This is a genomic window from Dapis brunnea BLCC-M229, from assembly GCF_050015995.1.
In the GTDB taxonomy this organism is placed as follows: Bacteria; Cyanobacteriota; Cyanobacteriia; order Cyanobacteriales; family Microcoleaceae; genus Trichodesmium.
This window is the reverse complement of the sequence record NZ_JBNHEP010000270.1, coordinates 49,649-64,748: the sequence shown is the minus strand read 5'-3', so window position 1 is coordinate 64,748 and position 15,100 is coordinate 49,649. Positions and strand designations below refer to the sequence as shown.

Genomic DNA, 15,100 nt, shown 5'->3' with positions numbered 1-15,100 from the left:
GATGGACAACAGTAACTTTTACTCTTCTATCATTACATATTGAGCACTACCTAATACTAATCTGTCTTCCCTATTCCATCCATACCTAAACTCGCAAAACTTTGTACCTCATGAACTCCAAAACTTCTGTAATTAAACATTGCAACTTAGGCGACACGTGAATCAACTTTTAGTAGTAAAGAATCAACTTTTAGTAGTCAAGTTGGTTAATGTCACAATTTCAGCAATAAATAAAAATAATTCAGCTTAAAAACAAATTTTATTTCTCTAGCTGAGTCTAATATTGATTAACGTATTTATAACCAAAAAAATTATTTACAATTTGTCAGATATTCCGTCCAAACATATCCTACAACAGGGTCAACAATCTTCACCCAATACAAACCTTCAATATCACCTGCTGTTTCTAATTTGACTGTTTCTCCATCATCAACTGTATCAACAATATCACCATTTGGTACTTCTCGGACATTCAAAACTAGACGTTCATTAGTTTCAGAAGCTGGCATTGATACTTCACAATTATCAATAGCAGCTAATAAAAATTTATCAGTTTGGTGAGGTGAAATTTGGTTTAATATTTGTGACTGATATGATGCATGAGATGTACGAATAGATAAAATTTTTACACCCAAGATAGAGAGTAAAATCAGGGGAATAATAGTTACATATTTTAGCCTTATATTCATTTTTATTCACACAGCTATAGTTAAAGTTACGTCATCAATAATAACATCATGTAAAAGCTAAATTCAGGATAAATTTTGCTGATACTTAATCAATTTGTTTTGTGTAATTCCTATGCTAAGGAAATATTATGTGACCTCTAAACCCCCTATCGGTTCTGAAAATAAATACTTTACCTTCTTTCTGAACTTGAATAGTAGCTCTGCCTCCATTGCTCATTTCTACTCTATAAGTTCTATCATCAGGAGGAAATTTACTCATAGAAAACTGACTTCTAGTAGAACCATCCCAATTAATATCAAACTCAACACCAGAATTACTTGTTGTTAATTTAACCTTACAAGGTCCTGAAACTCTCAATCTGTTATCAAAATCAACTACAACACAAGCAGCAGACTTTTCTTCAGTTTTAGCTTGAGTTATGTGATTAAAACCAAGCCAGCTAACTAATATCGTAGATAGAGCCAGAGTTGTAATTAATTTATTCAGAAATAATAATGATTTCTTCATTGTTAATAAATTTAATTTAACTAGATAATTGAAATTATACTGTTCATCAATCAATTTTTGTTGCTACTCTGAGAGACTGTTTGTAAAATAAGTATTAAGAGAACATGCGAGTGACTAAAATCTAAAAGCGGTAATACTTCAAGAGATTGAAATTTGGTAGGTAGAGAAGTATTCAGTACATATATTCCTAGATTTTTAAGCGACAAATATTTGTCTTGATTTCTTCCTCCTTATTCCCTATTCCCTATTCCCTATTCCCTGTTCCCTGTTCCCTGTTCCCTGTTCCCTGTTCCCTATCTCCTTTTTATATTTCCTTTACAAACAATCTCTGAGTAGAATAATATTTATTTTTAGGGAATAACAGATTTAATAGTTGTGGGAAAATCCTGGAACAGGACTACACAAACAGTGTTGAAATTTAGTTCCTATAGATCGAAGCTAAACTATTAGAATTGAGATTACTTAATAAAAATTAATCACTGAAATTGTAATTTCTATAATAAGAAGACTTATTTTTCTTCTTCTATGTTCCCAGTTCTCAAATCCGGCGTTTTCTAAAAGCTAAAATTTTGTATCTTAATCTCTGATGAAAATTGCTATATATAGCAATATGATTTGAGTTGTGAGATATTGGATATTTTTAGGGAATAGGGAACAGGGAACAGGGAACAGAGAAGAAGGAAAAAATGTATATATATTAATAAGATAACTGTTATACTCTATTCTTTTAAGAAACACTTCCATTCTCACATCTGATTCCTGATTGCTATATAGTTAATATTTAGCTCAATCATAAACTAACCCATACAAAATTAAAAATATAGAACATGATGAACTACCGCATTACTCTACTTCCCGGTGACGGCATTGGCCCTGAAATTATGGCAGTGGCGGTAGATGTCTTGAAAGTAGTTGGGGGCCAATTTAACCTCAACTTTGAATTTCAAGAAGCTCCTATTGGTGGAGTGGCCATTGATGCTACTGGGGAACCTCTACCTAGCCAAACTCTAGAAATGTGTCGTAATAGCGATGCGGTACTATTAGCAGCCATCGGTGGTTATAAGTGGGATAATTTACCCCGCCATCAACGGCCAGAAACCGGACTATTAGGACTAAGGGCCGGATTAGGATTATTTGCCAATTTACGGCCTGCCAAAATTTTGCCCCAATTAATAGATGCTTCGACTCTGAAACGAGAAATAGTCGAAGATGTGGATATTATGGTGGTCAGAGAATTAACTGGTGGGGTCTACTTTGGCACACCCAAGGGCGTTTTTGAAACAGAGACTGGAGAAAAACGAGGTGTCAATACAATGGCCTATTCTGAGTCAGAGGTTGACCGTATTGCTAAGGTGGGGTTTGAGACTGCCCAGAAACGAGGGGGTAAGTTGTGTTCGGTTGATAAGGCAAATGTTTTAGAAGTGTCTCAGTTGTGGCGCGATCGCGTTACCCTACTTGCTCCAGAATATCCAGATGTGGAGTTATCTCATTTATATGTAGATAATGCTGCTATGCAGCTTGTTCGTTGGCCCAGACAATTTGATACCATTGTCACAGGAAATTTATTTGGGGATATTCTCTCTGATGCTGCTGCCATGTTGACAGGAAGTATTGGAATGTTACCTTCTGCCAGTTTAGGTGCTTCTGGACCAGGAGTGTTTGAACCTGTTCACGGTTCTGCCCCGGATATTGCAGGTCAGGATAAGGCTAATCCTCTGGCACAAGTTTTGAGTGTGGCAATGATGTTACGTTATGCTCTAGAGCAACCTGTGGCAGCAGACAAAATTGAAAAAGGAGTTTTGGAAGTATTGGAGCAGGGTTATCGTACTGGAGATATTATGTCCGAAGGAATGAAACAGGTGGGATGTAAAGAGATGGCAGAGGTTTTGTTGAAAGTTTTGAGTGTGTAGAGTTACTTCTGCTAAGTTATCTAGCTTTTCTGCGATAGTTGCTAATTCAGTATTAATTGATGCTTTTCTAAATTCTTGCTTCCTAAATTGAGCGATCGCTAACTTTGCCTGATATTACTTCTTGGATAGAGAGTTCAAGGAGTTTTTTTTCTTCTCTAGTAGCGTTTCGCTGCGCCACATGTTTGCGCAGCATTCCGTTTGCGTAGCATTCCGCAGGAAAGGAAAATGCCGAGCGTTGCGTCAGCAGTATCGCCTGTTCTCAACTCTAACACTTAAAACTTCTCTAGCTTGAAGAATTTGCCCCGACTTTATCTTCAGGTCATCGAGGTTGCTCATAGTGATGTTAATTTTCAAGCTTCTGGGAATATCACTGCTTTTTTTCTCTACAGGTTTATTCTCTGCTTTAGTCAAAAGTTATTGCTATTCTAACATCACAGGGTGGACATCTAAATTTTTGTGGGTTAAAATTACCGTTGGTGGTGCATAGTAATCGTAAAGGAAGCATCGGGAGTGTAGGGAGATGGGGAGATGGGGAGATGGGGAGATGGGGAGATGGGGGGATGGGGAGTCTCGGAGAAATTAAAAAATATATATCCTCACCATTACCATGCAGGACTACCAAATTACCATCCCCAGCATTAATATCGGCCTATTTTTAGAGCAGTGGTCAAGTTTTATGAAGATTTCACACCTTCCTGTCTCTAGAAAACTACTATAAGTTGTAGTGATGAGTCCAACGTATTTCCGTTTTTATAAGGTTTTTACATATTAGAGTTGTTGGGAATTAAGCTAAAAAAATGGCTAAAACCCTTATCAATCAAAGTTTATAGCCTTTTTTCAGTCCTAAAATCCTGAAAACCTTATAGAGTAACCTTTTGAGCATTGTTCAATTTTTATTTCCCAACAACTCTATTTAACACTTCACAAAAATCAACATTATTTTGTAAATCAATTTGTAACCATTGACAACCTAAATACTAATTTTGTGAATATTTATATAAAATTCTGTTCCCAATCACCACATTTTTGTAGCATTGTTTTATTTAATTAGTATTAGTTAGTATGATTATGAAATTTTTTATTGCTTTATCTATAATTTAGAATTATTTGAAAAACTAATAGATTTATATAAATTATCTATATAAAGATTAGCTTAAAGATGCTGATTTGCTATTGCTTGATTTTTTAGATTATCACTATGATAGTAGTCTAAACTACAGTTATAAAGTATCCATAGTTTTTGCAAGGAAATAATTAATATGGCAATTATCAACGGCGACAAAGGTAACAATTTTCTCTTAGGCACTCGTTTTGGCGACGAAATCAATGGCTTTGAGGGTAGAGATATACTAATTGGTAGGGGTGGTCGAGATACCATAGACGGTGGAAGTGATGATGATTTCCTTCTAGGTGGTAGGGATGATGATAGCCTTAATGGTGGTACTGGTGATGATTTTGTATTTGGTCTTGGCGGTAATGACACCCTAAATGGTGACGCAGGTAATGATAATTTAGATGGGGGTACAGGCGAAGATTCCATCATCGGTGGTTTTGGTAAAGATACACTTAACGGTGGTCACGGTGATGACATTCTTATAGGTGTAAATGCTTTAGAGGAACAACCAGGTCAACTGGAAAGAGATACACTGACTGGTGGTGCTGGTCAAGATACATTTGTTCTTGGAGACGTCTCTAACATTTATTACGATGATAGCCAGGTGCGATTCATTATTGCCCCACCTCCCACTGAACCACCTCCAAGCTACGGTTTAATTACTGACTTTGAAGTAGGTCAAGATATAATTCAACTCAAGGGAGCCATAGAGTATAGCCTAGATACAGTAGATTTACCCAATGGCGTTTCTGGTTTAGGAATTTTCTTTGATGCTGATGGCTTTATGGGTAATGGTTCTGAGCAACTAATTGGGATAATTCAAAGTCAACAATCTTTAGATAATTTGCAAATTAATGTAGGTCGTGCAATTACAACAATTACGTAACTTCAGGATCTCGGTATCGCAATACAGAACCGTCTATTTTGAACACAGGAGGAGGGTATCACTTCTGTCAAAACTGCGGTCAGGGTTTCCCAGACTGAATAATCCCGCGTTGTCGTGCCATGCGCAACGTCGGGAGTATGTCATTTCAGTTATCAGTTATCAGTTATCAGTACCTCCATGGAATAGGGAGGCTTGAAATACTGAAGTTTACTTTTTTCATCCCCTTAAAAGGGGAGGCTTGAAACCCTATTTTTTGGTCAAGATTCTATACTGCTTATTAGGTGTTGCTGAAATGTAATGGTAAGTAGCTGAAGGTAAAATTGAAAAACTTATGTTTTGCGTTGGTACTTAATCTAAAAATCATTACCACTCAGCAACGCCGCTTATTAATTGGCGATCGCTTGCCCTAAAACCTTCAATTTCTGACATGATTAAATGTTGGTTGAAATGATTATTTAATATATATGTGGAAAAAAATTGCCGAACATATCACCCAAGTAACAGAGGAAAAATTTGAAGTCACTAACCATAGTTCCGTCGGTGGAGGTTGCATCAACAGTGGTTATAAAATAACGAATGGCACTCGTAGCTATTTTGTCAAAATTAATCAAGCTTCTCTAGTGGAAATGTTTCGAGCAGAAGCGTTGGGGTTAAAGCAAATGTGGGAAACTCAAACTATTCGAGTTCCTAAACCTTTATGCTATGGAACAGAGGGAAATAATTGTTATATAGTATTGGAATGGCTAGACTTAGGCGGTCGCGGTAACGATAAATCTTGGGAAGAGATGGGGCGTAACTTAGCTGCTTTACATCGCTACCAAGGAAAAAGCGAATTTGGTTGGGATATTAACAATACTATTGGTTCCACACCCCAGATTAATACTTGGGTAGCAGACTGGGCAGAATTTTGGGTACAACATCGCATTGGTTATCAACTCAAATTAGCAAAGCGTCGCGGTGGCAGTTTTAGTCAGGGCGATCGCTTGCTGAAAATTATTCCAGAAATATTAGCAGGTCATCAACCCCAACCCTCTTTAGTTCACGGTGACTTATGGGGAGGAAATGCTTCAGTTACAGCGGATGGAGAACCCGCGATCTTTGACCCGGCGACTTATTGGGGCGATCGGGAAGTTGATATTGCCATGACAGAATTATTTGGTGGTTTTCCCAATGCTTTTTATCGTGGTTACAATGAAACTTGGCCTTTAGACGATGGCTACAAGCAGCGGAAAATTCTTTATAATCTGTATCATATTTTGAATCATTTTAATCTATTTGGTGGTGGTTATGCTTCTCAAGCAGAAAGAATGATTCAGCAACTATTATCAGTTATCAGTTAACAGTTATCAGTTATCAGTATTTTCTGGTAATAATCAAAACCTTGTAGGGACGTTCCATGGAACGTCCCTACTGTGGTCTACCGTGCAGGAAAACTGCTGTAGATCAAATCTGGTTGAACATAAAAAAATTCTCCAATCATCATAACTACTAAGTGTTTGTAATTCTCTCTCCTACTGAATTATGGCTCCTGACTCCTTTTGACTTAACCAATCTATGACTGTTTAACCGGATTTGATATTATAGCGGTTTTCATTAACATAGAATACAGCTATTAGGTCTGTAATTATTAAACTTCAAACATACTTATATTTTGTCTGTATTCTACCTTTGTGAAAACCCCTATATATAGCAGTCACCATTACTAGCGCAGACATTCTCGGGTCTCTCAAATTTAGTCCGTGCTGCGAATATAGGGGCGAATGGCCATTCGCCTTTACTTCCCCCCTTGGGGTTGACTTCTGACTTCAGCTATACCATTTCTCAAAAATTTATAGAGACCTTGATCAGCTGATAGCTGATAGCTGATAGCTGAGTGCTGAGTACTACTTCAACAGGGACTAAACTCCATAACTGTCAGACTGGTACCAGTATAAACCACTTGTTCGAGTTGAAAACCGCTAGCTGCAAACAAATCTTTATATTCCTCTTCTGTGCGCCAATATCCCCCTGGGTTGGTAATCATCATTTGCACTGCTGCCAAACCAGGTATTGTGCCATCGGGATATTCTACAGGCGCTCCCAAAGAGGGAACTAAAGTTTGTAAAAGTATTACTCTACCATCTTTAGGGAGAGCTTCTCGACAGTTAGTCAGTACCTTAATTGAATCTTCGCGACTAAATACTGATAGAAAATACTTCATTGTAATTGCATCAGCACCTTTTGGTAAAGATTCTAAAGCACTACCACCTACAATTTTTACTGAGTCAAGAACTCCATATTTAGAGATATTATTAGGAGCAGTTTCTACCTCATGGGGTAAGTCAAATAAAATTCCTTTACAGCCAAACCTTTTAACAATATTAGCAATTAATGTTCCTTGATTTCCTCCTACATCCATTACTGTTTGAAAACGACTAAAATCATAAACTTCAAACAATGGATCGACAGCTTCAGCAGTTAGGAAACTCATAGCATTATTGAACAGATATTTACTTCGTGGATTTTCTGTCATAAAAGAACTGTAAAAATCCTTTCCTTTAGCTAATTCAAAAGGTACTTCTCCAGTCTTTAAACTACTTTCTAATTCTCGCCAACCATCCCACATATCAGGTTCTGTAATGTGCATTAAAAAATGACCTATGGATGGGGAATCATCTGTAATTAAAAGTTCTGATAATTCTGTAGCAGCAAAAACACGCCCTGGCTTTTCTACAAATATGCCTAAATGAGCTAAAGCACGCAGCACAACATAAAGTTTTTCTGCTTTTGTTCCAGTTTTTTCTGCTATTATTTCAACAGTTTGTGGTCCATAATGTAGTAAATTTGGGATACCTAAATTTGTAGCAGTATAAACGCATTGACTTTGCCAGTAACCGTAGATAATTCGGTAAATTTTCTTCTTAGATTCTGATGCTGTTCCTAACATAGTTCATCTCCAATTTTTTTACTGTTACTGTAAGTATTCAGCTATTAGCGGTCAGCTCTTAGCTCTCAGCTTTTTAATAAATGAAGCAAGTATTCGTTTAATTTCTACTATATTTTCAACCAGAGAATTGAAGCATAAGAACGACGAATTTAAGTTGTCAACCTATACAATTGTACAATTGCGTGGCGATAAATGTAGATATGTCTCAGAAGCTGATAGCTGTTAACATAGTTCCTCCGTTTGCGCAGCATTCCACAGGAAAATAGACTAGCTGAACGCTGAATGCTTACCTATTACTATACTATAAAAGCGTAATTATTAACTAACAAAACTGGTCAATATTCCTAAAATTTTTGGTAAGTTTTCCACATAATATTCTTTTCATTAATGGATAATTGATAATTGATAATTACAAGAAGGTTAAAACCGCTCGGGAATTGAGTATAAGGAAACATTATTTCTTCTCTCAAGGGGAGATTGGATATGGCGTTTCGCTGCGCGACATGAAACGCGTTTGCGGAGCATTCCGTAGGATAGCGTCCCGGAGGGAACGGAAACCTCGCCATCCCATCCTAACGGACTGCTCCGCAAACGACCGCTTTTCCCCTTGAAAGGGGAGGCTAATAAAGCTGAATTATTTAATTAATAATTAATAATTGTTAATTATTCGGTAAATCTAATACCACAGTTTCACCTTCTAACTCTAAAAATTGCCAAACTGTTCCAGTAGTAATAGCTCCATAAATTTTGGAAATATTGTTACCTTGACGTTGGTTGAAAATTTGAGCAGCAACCATTTCTGCTATACATTGAGCTAAACCAGATTTAAGATTATCGGTAAGCATTCAGCTATTAGCAGTCAGCTCTCAGCTTTTCCTGAGTCATGGACTAGTATTTCCTGGGTAGTGCTACTTAAACAGATGCATGAAAGTAATAACTTACTAAGTTTAGTTGGTGACCTTTTTCATATCGGACTTTTAATTTTCCTTAGAGACTAATTCCTCGTTCCAAAAGAATGAAGTAATAAATCATAGCTGATAACTGAGAGCTGACTGCTGAATGCTTACGATTATCGTTTTTAGCTTCTACTAAGGTAATAACTGGTGATTCGATGAACAATTGTTGCGTTGAATTGCTAATAATAAAATCGCAAAAACTATTTAATCCTAGTTCTGTGTCAACATTAAACTCAATAACAGAAAATAAACTTATTTGTTGGTTGAAATGTTTTCTAACTGCTACTAAGATTGGTGCAACTATTAATTCAGAGCGAGCTTTTTCAGAACCTATTGCTACTGCTAAAGGTAAATATTCTTCTAAGGCTTCAATAAGAAATTGACTAGGAGTAACTTCTGGTAAGTTATTAAATTTTCCTTTGTTGCCTGTAAGAATTATATTAAATTTTTGTTTCAGTTCCTCTAAAGTTAATTTACTGTAAGGCATAGATTTTTCAGTTATCAGTTAAATAAGCTAATAACTCATTAGCAGTTCTTTAATCAATAAAGTACAGTTATATATCCCCCCTTGGGTTTAAATCCCCTTATAAACGTCTATTCTTAATCCGTATATCCGTGCCATAATCTGTGTTAGCTCTACTTTAAATGTTCACTCAAATGTTCTGCTAATACTTTATTATTTGGTTCCTTGATAAATGTAAAATGATTACCTGGAACCATAACTACTTCCATATCAGCTACATCTAAAATAGCATACATTTCTACCCAAACTAATTGAGGATCTATGCCATGGGGATGCTTTTTTTGTGCCCGAAAAACCGTTACTTTTCCTGGATAAGGACGACGTTTATAAGCATAAGTGGCTTTTAAAGTACCAATTATCACATCAATAAAGCGTCGGTTTTGTTCGCGAGTAGCTTCCTTGGGAAATAACTCTAATTTCTCTGCCTTATCAATTATAAACTCTATTTGTGCTTCTGAATTTAAATCTAATAATTCATCTTCAGTAACTAAATTAGTTACACCAAACATACCTCCAAAGTAACGACTTAATACACCCCTCATATACAAATTATCAATTTTTTTATTAGGGTCTAATAAAATCGGAACCCAAGGGTCTAATAAAGCTAATAAACTAACTTCTTCACCTTGCTGAAGTAGTTTTTGTGCCATTTCAAAAGCAACAACTCCTCCAAAAGACCAACCACCTATTTGATAGGGTCCTTGTGGTTGAAATTCTTGGATAGTTTTGATATAGAACTCAGCCATATCTTCAACTTTAGTCAAGATTTTTTCCCCTTCAACAAACCCCTGTGCTTGTAAACCATAAAAAGGTTGATTATTACCTAAATATTGGGATAATTCCTGATAATAAAATACATGACCTCCGGCAGGATGTACGCAGAAAAATGGTTGTTTATTTCCTTGAGTTTGCAGGGGAACTAGAGAAGAAGAACTAACTTGACTTTCTCCTCGAATTAAACTGCCTAAATCTTCAATTGTCGGGTTGGTTAATAAAGTAGATAAAGGTAATTGTTTGGCAAAGCGTTGCTGAATTTTTGCCATTAAATTAACAGCTAAAAGAGAATGACCTCCTAACTCAAAGAAATTACTTTTAACTCCCACTGGATTAATATTCAGAATTTCTGACCACATTTGTGCTAGTTCTTCTTCTATACTATCGCGCGGTGCAACAAAATTATCGCTCTGACTAAAACTAGAAATATCAGGTGCGGGTAAAGCGCGACGGTTAACTTTCCCACTGGGAGTTAAGGGTAGTTCCGACAACACCACAAAAGCTGAGGGAACCATATATTCTGCCAATTTTTCCTTCAGATATTGTTTTAATTGAGGTACGACATCTTGAGTAGTTTCATTTTCGGGTACAACGTAAGCAACTAAACGCTTATTACCAGGTTGGTCTTCCCTTGCTAATACTACTGTTTCTTTGACTATGGGATGTTGACTGAGAGTAGTTTCAATTTCCCCAATTTCAATGCGGAAACCCCTAATTTTAACTTGGTTATCAATACGACCTAAAAATTGGATGTTGCCATCAGACAGATAACGAGCGAGGTCTCCTGTTTTGTAGAGGGAAATATTATCCCCCCTAACCCCCCTTTGTAAGGGGGGAACTTCATTTGGTCTCCCCCTTTCCAAGGGTGACTGAAGGGGGATTTCTTCTGGTCTCCCCTTTTCCAAGGGTGACGGAAGGGGGATATTAATAAACCTTTCCACAGTTAAGTCCGGACGGTTAAGATAACCGTTAGCAAGACCGACTCCACCAATATAAAGTTCTCCGGGAACACCAATAGGAACTGGTTCTAAATTTCTATCCAAAATATAAAGTTGATTGTTGGCAATAGGACGACCAATAGGCGGTAATTTCTGCCAATTTTTAGCAGCACCTTCCAGAGTGTAAGCAGAAACAACATGACTTTCTGAAGGTCCGTATTGGTTTTGCAGTTTACAGTCGGGAAGTCGGTTCATCATTGCCACTAAGTCTCGAGTCACCTGCAACTGTTCTCCTGCTGTGATAATTTCTCGCAATGGAGGTAAAGCTTGACATTGAGCAGCAACTGTTGCTAACTGCTGTAATGCTACAAAGGGCAGAAATATTCTTTCTATCTGAGTCTCAACCATAAATTTCATCAGAGCAAAACTATCGCGTCTGACTTCTTGAGAAACTAATACCAGAGTACCTCCAGAATACCAGGTTGCAAAAAATTCTTGGAAGGATACGTCAAAACTAATGGGAGAAAATTGTAATGTTCTCGCACCTTCACCTACATTTGCTTCTTCTTTTTGCCACATAATCAAGTTAACCAAAGCGCGTTGACTCATAGCAACTCCCTTGGGTTTACCTGTGGAACCGGAAGTGTAGATGATGTAACCTAGATTTTCTGACGTGACTCCACTGCTCAAATTTGCTGTAGAGAATTCCTTGATCGCTCCCCAGTCTCTATCTAAACAAACAACTTGTGCTTGATCCTCTGGTAAGGATGTCAATAATGATTCCTGAGTCAGCAACACTGACAGTTGTGAATCAGAAATCATATAAGCTAAACGTTCTGAAGGGTAGTTGGGATCTAAGGGTACATAAGCTGCTCCTGCTTTCAGAATTCCTAATAATCCCACAACCATTTCTAGGGAACGTTCGACACAAATTCCTAGATGTGCTTCTGGTTTTACTCCCAATTTTTGTAAATAGTGAGCAAGTTTATTTGCTTTATTATTTAACTCGGAGTAAGTCAGTTTTTCTTCACCAAAAATAACTGCTATTGCATCTGGTGTTTTCTCGACTTGACTCTCAAATAATTGATGAATAGATACTCCTTGAGGATAATCTTTTTGAGTATCATTCCATGCCACCAAAATTTTCTGTTTTTCCGCTTCACTCAGTATTGATAATTTATCTACTGGTGTATCAGGATTTTCTACAACTGCTGTTAGTAAATTCTGGAAATGTTCGGCGATTTGAGCAACAGTTTTCAACTCTAATACATCACTATTATATTTAAACTCAGCCAACAGAAATTCCGGTAATTCTGTTATTTCTAAACTCAGTTCAAAGTCTACTTTTTGTTCTAGCAGTTCAAAGTATCCTAATTCTAGTTCTTTTGCCTGGAATAATTTCTGAAATTTATGATAACCAAAACCCACCTGACAGATTGGATAATGACTCATATCGGCAGATTTTAATTGTTTAACAAGTAGAGCATAAGGATAATCTCGATAATTCTCAGTTTCAAATACTTTCTTGCTAACTTGATTTAAAAAATCTGTAAACTTAATATTATCTGAGACTAAATTTCTGACAACTGTAATATTAGTAAAATTCCCAACTACTTCTGCAAATGATGTTTGTTTTTCTCGGTTTTGCAATAAACCAACCAGAATATCTTCCTCTCCCGTGTAGCGGTAAAGCAGAACTTTAAATACTGCTAATATTATCTCCTCCTGTTTTACCTCTAGGGTTTTTGCTAGTTGTTGAATTTTTTGATTTAATTCGGAATCTATAGTTGATTTTAGAGCATTACCATTATAGGTTCTCATACTCGGACGAGAAAAACTTGTTGGTAATTCTAGGATAGGTAATTCATCCCCTAACTTTTCCTGCCAATAATCACCAATTTGTTTTCCTGACAAACTATTGAGAAATTCTAATTCTCTATCAACATAATCCGTATAAGTAGTATTTAGTGGTAGTAAATTTGAGCTAATATTATTAATTTGTGATTCGTAAATAGCTACAAACTCATCCACTAATATTAATAAGGAATCGCGATCTCCAGCTATTTGATGCAGAGTCAATAATAAAATATTTTCTGTTGCCAAAATACTAAATAAACAAGCCCGAAATACTCCACCAGTTTCCAGATTAAAAGGAAGTTTTTGTCGCTCCGATAATTGTTCATTTAATTCCGCATTATTCCAAGATGAAGCATCTATTTCTTCCCACTCAATCTCTACATTTTCCCGAATTTCTGAAATCAGGTTTCCATCTTGTTCAGAATATAAACTGCGGAGAATAGGATGACGTTCAATTAATATTTGTAGTGTATTTTTAACAGTTAGAATATCTATAAAAGATTTGATCCGAATTGCTATAGATATTTTATCTGCCAAACCTATTGGGTTGAACTTATACAGAAACCAATTTACTTGCTGTATGTGAGATATAGAAAGCGATCGCAGATTGGACATAACTTTATTGATGTTGTTTAAATTAACAAATCGGTGTATAAATTACTCTAGACCAGGGATAAATCCTACTGCAAAAGTAGTATGTTATACTAATTGAATGTTTTATTTCATGTTGCGAATATCGCACATATTTCCAAAAGCGGTGAGAATTTTACGCGGTAGTTGAGTATTAAGCCGACCGTGGGCAACCTGTAAGTTATCTATTACTAAAATGTCTCCTTGTCTCCACGGAAATACTGCAGCATTTTTCCATTCAGCTTTTGCCAATTCTGTTGCCTCTCCCTCTGTCATTTTCGTACAGTTTCCCTCTTCATTAACCAAACACATACTTAGCGTACTGCTTTGTTGTTGCAAATTTTCGAGTACTGTTGCTGTTGACCCTCGCCTTTCTTCTAATGTTTTATATAATTTAGAAGGCAGTGAATTGTAATAAAGTTCTTGTATAAATGGATAGCGTTGCCCAATATTTCGATACCATTTTCTCGTAACAAAACAATCACAAGTGGTGAGACCAAAGCACAGTTTGCCTGTTATCGGGTGATAGAATAGGGGAATGTAAGAACATTCAAAATAAAGAGAACCATCTGCTTTCCAGTGAAAACAAAATTCCTCCTCTTGAAGCATTTTTGTTATTTCCTCTCGCGAGAGTTTCTCAAAAACAATCCCTAATAAATGATTGGGAACAAATCTCACATATTTCTGAGGTGAATTAGCGAATTTATACTGCAATTTAGGAGACAATTCATTAAATATTTTTTCTGTATTAATAATGGGAGTTTCGCCATATAAAGCAGGTTCAATTTGACAGAAAAAAGCTAGAAAATTCGGCCTCAGTGGCACCATATTGAGTTCATTATGTGGCGGTATTATCATATTCGCTGGTGCTTCAGAAGAGGTAAAAACTTTATCAGTTATTCGTTCCCTTTGAGCGCTACCAAAATAATAATTTGATTCCAGTTTAACCTTCAGTAGCTTTAGGATGCTTTCAAATTGCACCGCAGTTTCTACTTCAAATCCCCGGAACAAAATAGCCCCGTAGATATCTTGCTGTCTATTAAACCAATCGCTATTTTCCCTGACTAATTCAGCGAGGGCTGTAAATGATTTTTCCTTAACTGGTTCTATGATTAGAGGCAGTTCTTTTTCGCAGGTAGTAAAGCTTTTTTCTTCATCACGCAAAAACCGCAATCTAATATTTGATGGTAGAGAATTTGGGAATTTTTCAATTGTTTGCATAGACTGAAAAATTGTTGCTTTGGGTAGTAGTGTACAAGTAGTGACATTCCGTTCAAAAGTCAACTAGGGATTAGGGAGAGTATTCTTTTGAAACATAGAATAGACTTGTCGCTTTATAAGCTTAAAAATCCCCGAAAGCCTTGTCCTGTAAGGATTATAACCATTGGC

The 15,100-nt window shown here is 36.5% G+C and carries 10 protein-coding genes; 3 read left to right on the top strand and 7 right to left on the bottom strand.

Going from position 1 to position 15,100, the window contains the following annotated elements; genetic code table 11:
• Nucleotides 1-311: 311 nt before the first annotated feature.
• Nucleotides 312-689, bottom strand: a complete 378-nt coding sequence (locus ACP6PM_RS31225; protein ID WP_426590756.1) for an SH3 domain-containing protein — start codon at nt 687-689, stop codon at nt 312-314.
• A 115-nt stretch (nt 690-804) separates the two neighbouring features.
• A complete protein-coding gene (locus ACP6PM_RS31220) occupies nt 805-1,197 on the bottom strand; it encodes a hypothetical protein (protein ID WP_426590755.1) in 393 nt (130 codons plus the stop codon).
• Between the two features lie 827 nt (nt 1,198-2,024).
• Here ACP6PM_RS31220 and leuB point away from each other — a divergent pair.
• The 3 genes from leuB to ACP6PM_RS31205 all read left to right on the top strand — a co-directional run bounded on the left by leuB (nt 2,025) and on the right by ACP6PM_RS31205 (nt 6,447).
• The gene (gene leuB, locus ACP6PM_RS31215) at nt 2,025-3,107 is read left to right on the top strand and encodes a 3-isopropylmalate dehydrogenase (protein ID WP_426590754.1); all 1,083 of its coding nucleotides are present in this window, start codon (nt 2,025-2,027) and stop codon (nt 3,105-3,107) included.
• Nucleotides 3,108-4,366: 1,259 nt separating this feature from the next.
• On the top strand, nt 4,367-5,107 hold the full coding sequence (locus tag ACP6PM_RS31210) for a calcium-binding protein (protein WP_426590753.1): 741 nt from the start codon (nt 4,367-4,369) through the stop codon (nt 5,105-5,107).
• Between the two features lie 464 nt (nt 5,108-5,571).
• Nucleotides 5,572-6,447 (top strand): fructosamine kinase family protein, encoded by an 876-nt coding sequence (locus ACP6PM_RS31205; RefSeq protein ID WP_426590752.1) that lies wholly within the window; start codon nt 5,572-5,574, stop codon nt 6,445-6,447.
• Nucleotides 6,448-6,995: 548 nt separating this feature from the next.
• On the opposite strand, the gene ACP6PM_RS31200 is transcribed toward ACP6PM_RS31205, so the two are convergent.
• The 5 genes from ACP6PM_RS31200 to ACP6PM_RS31180 all read right to left on the bottom strand — a co-directional run bounded on the left by ACP6PM_RS31200 (nt 6,996) and on the right by ACP6PM_RS31180 (nt 14,932).
• Nucleotides 6,996-8,033 carry a methyltransferase gene (locus tag ACP6PM_RS31200; RefSeq protein ID WP_426590751.1) on the bottom strand — a complete coding sequence of 346 codons (1,038 nt, stop codon included), beginning with the start codon at nt 8,031-8,033 and terminating at the stop codon, nt 6,996-6,998.
• A gap of 659 nt (nt 8,034-8,692) precedes the next feature.
• Nucleotides 8,693-8,878 carry a hypothetical protein gene (locus ACP6PM_RS31195; RefSeq protein WP_426590750.1) on the bottom strand — a complete coding sequence of 62 codons (186 nt, stop codon included), beginning with the start codon at nt 8,876-8,878 and terminating at the stop codon, nt 8,693-8,695.
• Nucleotides 8,879-9,020: 142 nt separating this feature from the next.
• Complete coding sequence (locus tag ACP6PM_RS31190) at nt 9,021-9,476, bottom strand: hypothetical protein (RefSeq protein WP_426590749.1); 456 nt, start codon at nt 9,474-9,476, stop codon at nt 9,021-9,023.
• A 149-nt stretch (nt 9,477-9,625) separates the two neighbouring features.
• Nucleotides 9,626-13,696, bottom strand: a complete 4,071-nt coding sequence (locus tag ACP6PM_RS31185; protein WP_426590748.1) for a non-ribosomal peptide synthetase — start codon at nt 13,694-13,696, stop codon at nt 9,626-9,628.
• A 102-nt stretch (nt 13,697-13,798) separates the two neighbouring features.
• The gene (locus tag ACP6PM_RS31180) at nt 13,799-14,932 is read right to left on the bottom strand and encodes a TauD/TfdA family dioxygenase (protein WP_426590747.1); all 1,134 of its coding nucleotides are present in this window, start codon (nt 14,930-14,932) and stop codon (nt 13,799-13,801) included.
• Between the last annotated feature and the right edge of the window lie 168 nt (nt 14,933-15,100).

What these genes read in the sequence shown, in the direction of transcription:
- ACP6PM_RS31225 (WP_426590756.1), bottom strand. Translation starts at nt 689, where the DNA reads ATGAATATAAGGCTAAAATATGTAACTATTATTCCCCTGATTTTACTC.
- ACP6PM_RS31220 (WP_426590755.1), bottom strand. Translation starts at nt 1,197, where the DNA reads ATGAAGAAATCATTATTATTTCTGAATAAATTAATTACAACTCTGGCT.
- leuB (WP_426590754.1), top strand. Translation starts at nt 2,025, where the DNA reads ATGATGAACTACCGCATTACTCTACTTCCCGGTGACGGCATTGGCCCT.
- ACP6PM_RS31210 (WP_426590753.1), top strand. Translation starts at nt 4,367, where the DNA reads ATGGCAATTATCAACGGCGACAAAGGTAACAATTTTCTCTTAGGCACT.
- ACP6PM_RS31205 (WP_426590752.1), top strand. Translation starts at nt 5,572, where the DNA reads ATGTGGAAAAAAATTGCCGAACATATCACCCAAGTAACAGAGGAAAAA.
- ACP6PM_RS31200 (WP_426590751.1), bottom strand. Translation starts at nt 8,033, where the DNA reads ATGTTAGGAACAGCATCAGAATCTAAGAAGAAAATTTACCGAATTATC.
- ACP6PM_RS31195 (WP_426590750.1), bottom strand. Translation starts at nt 8,878, where the DNA reads ATGCTTACCGATAATCTTAAATCTGGTTTAGCTCAATGTATAGCAGAA.
- ACP6PM_RS31190 (WP_426590749.1), bottom strand. Translation starts at nt 9,476, where the DNA reads ATGCCTTACAGTAAATTAACTTTAGAGGAACTGAAACAAAAATTTAAT.
- ACP6PM_RS31185 (WP_426590748.1), bottom strand. Translation starts at nt 13,696, where the DNA reads ATGTCCAATCTGCGATCGCTTTCTATATCTCACATACAGCAAGTAAAT.
- ACP6PM_RS31180 (WP_426590747.1), bottom strand. Translation starts at nt 14,932, where the DNA reads ATGCAAACAATTGAAAAATTCCCAAATTCTCTACCATCAAATATTAGA.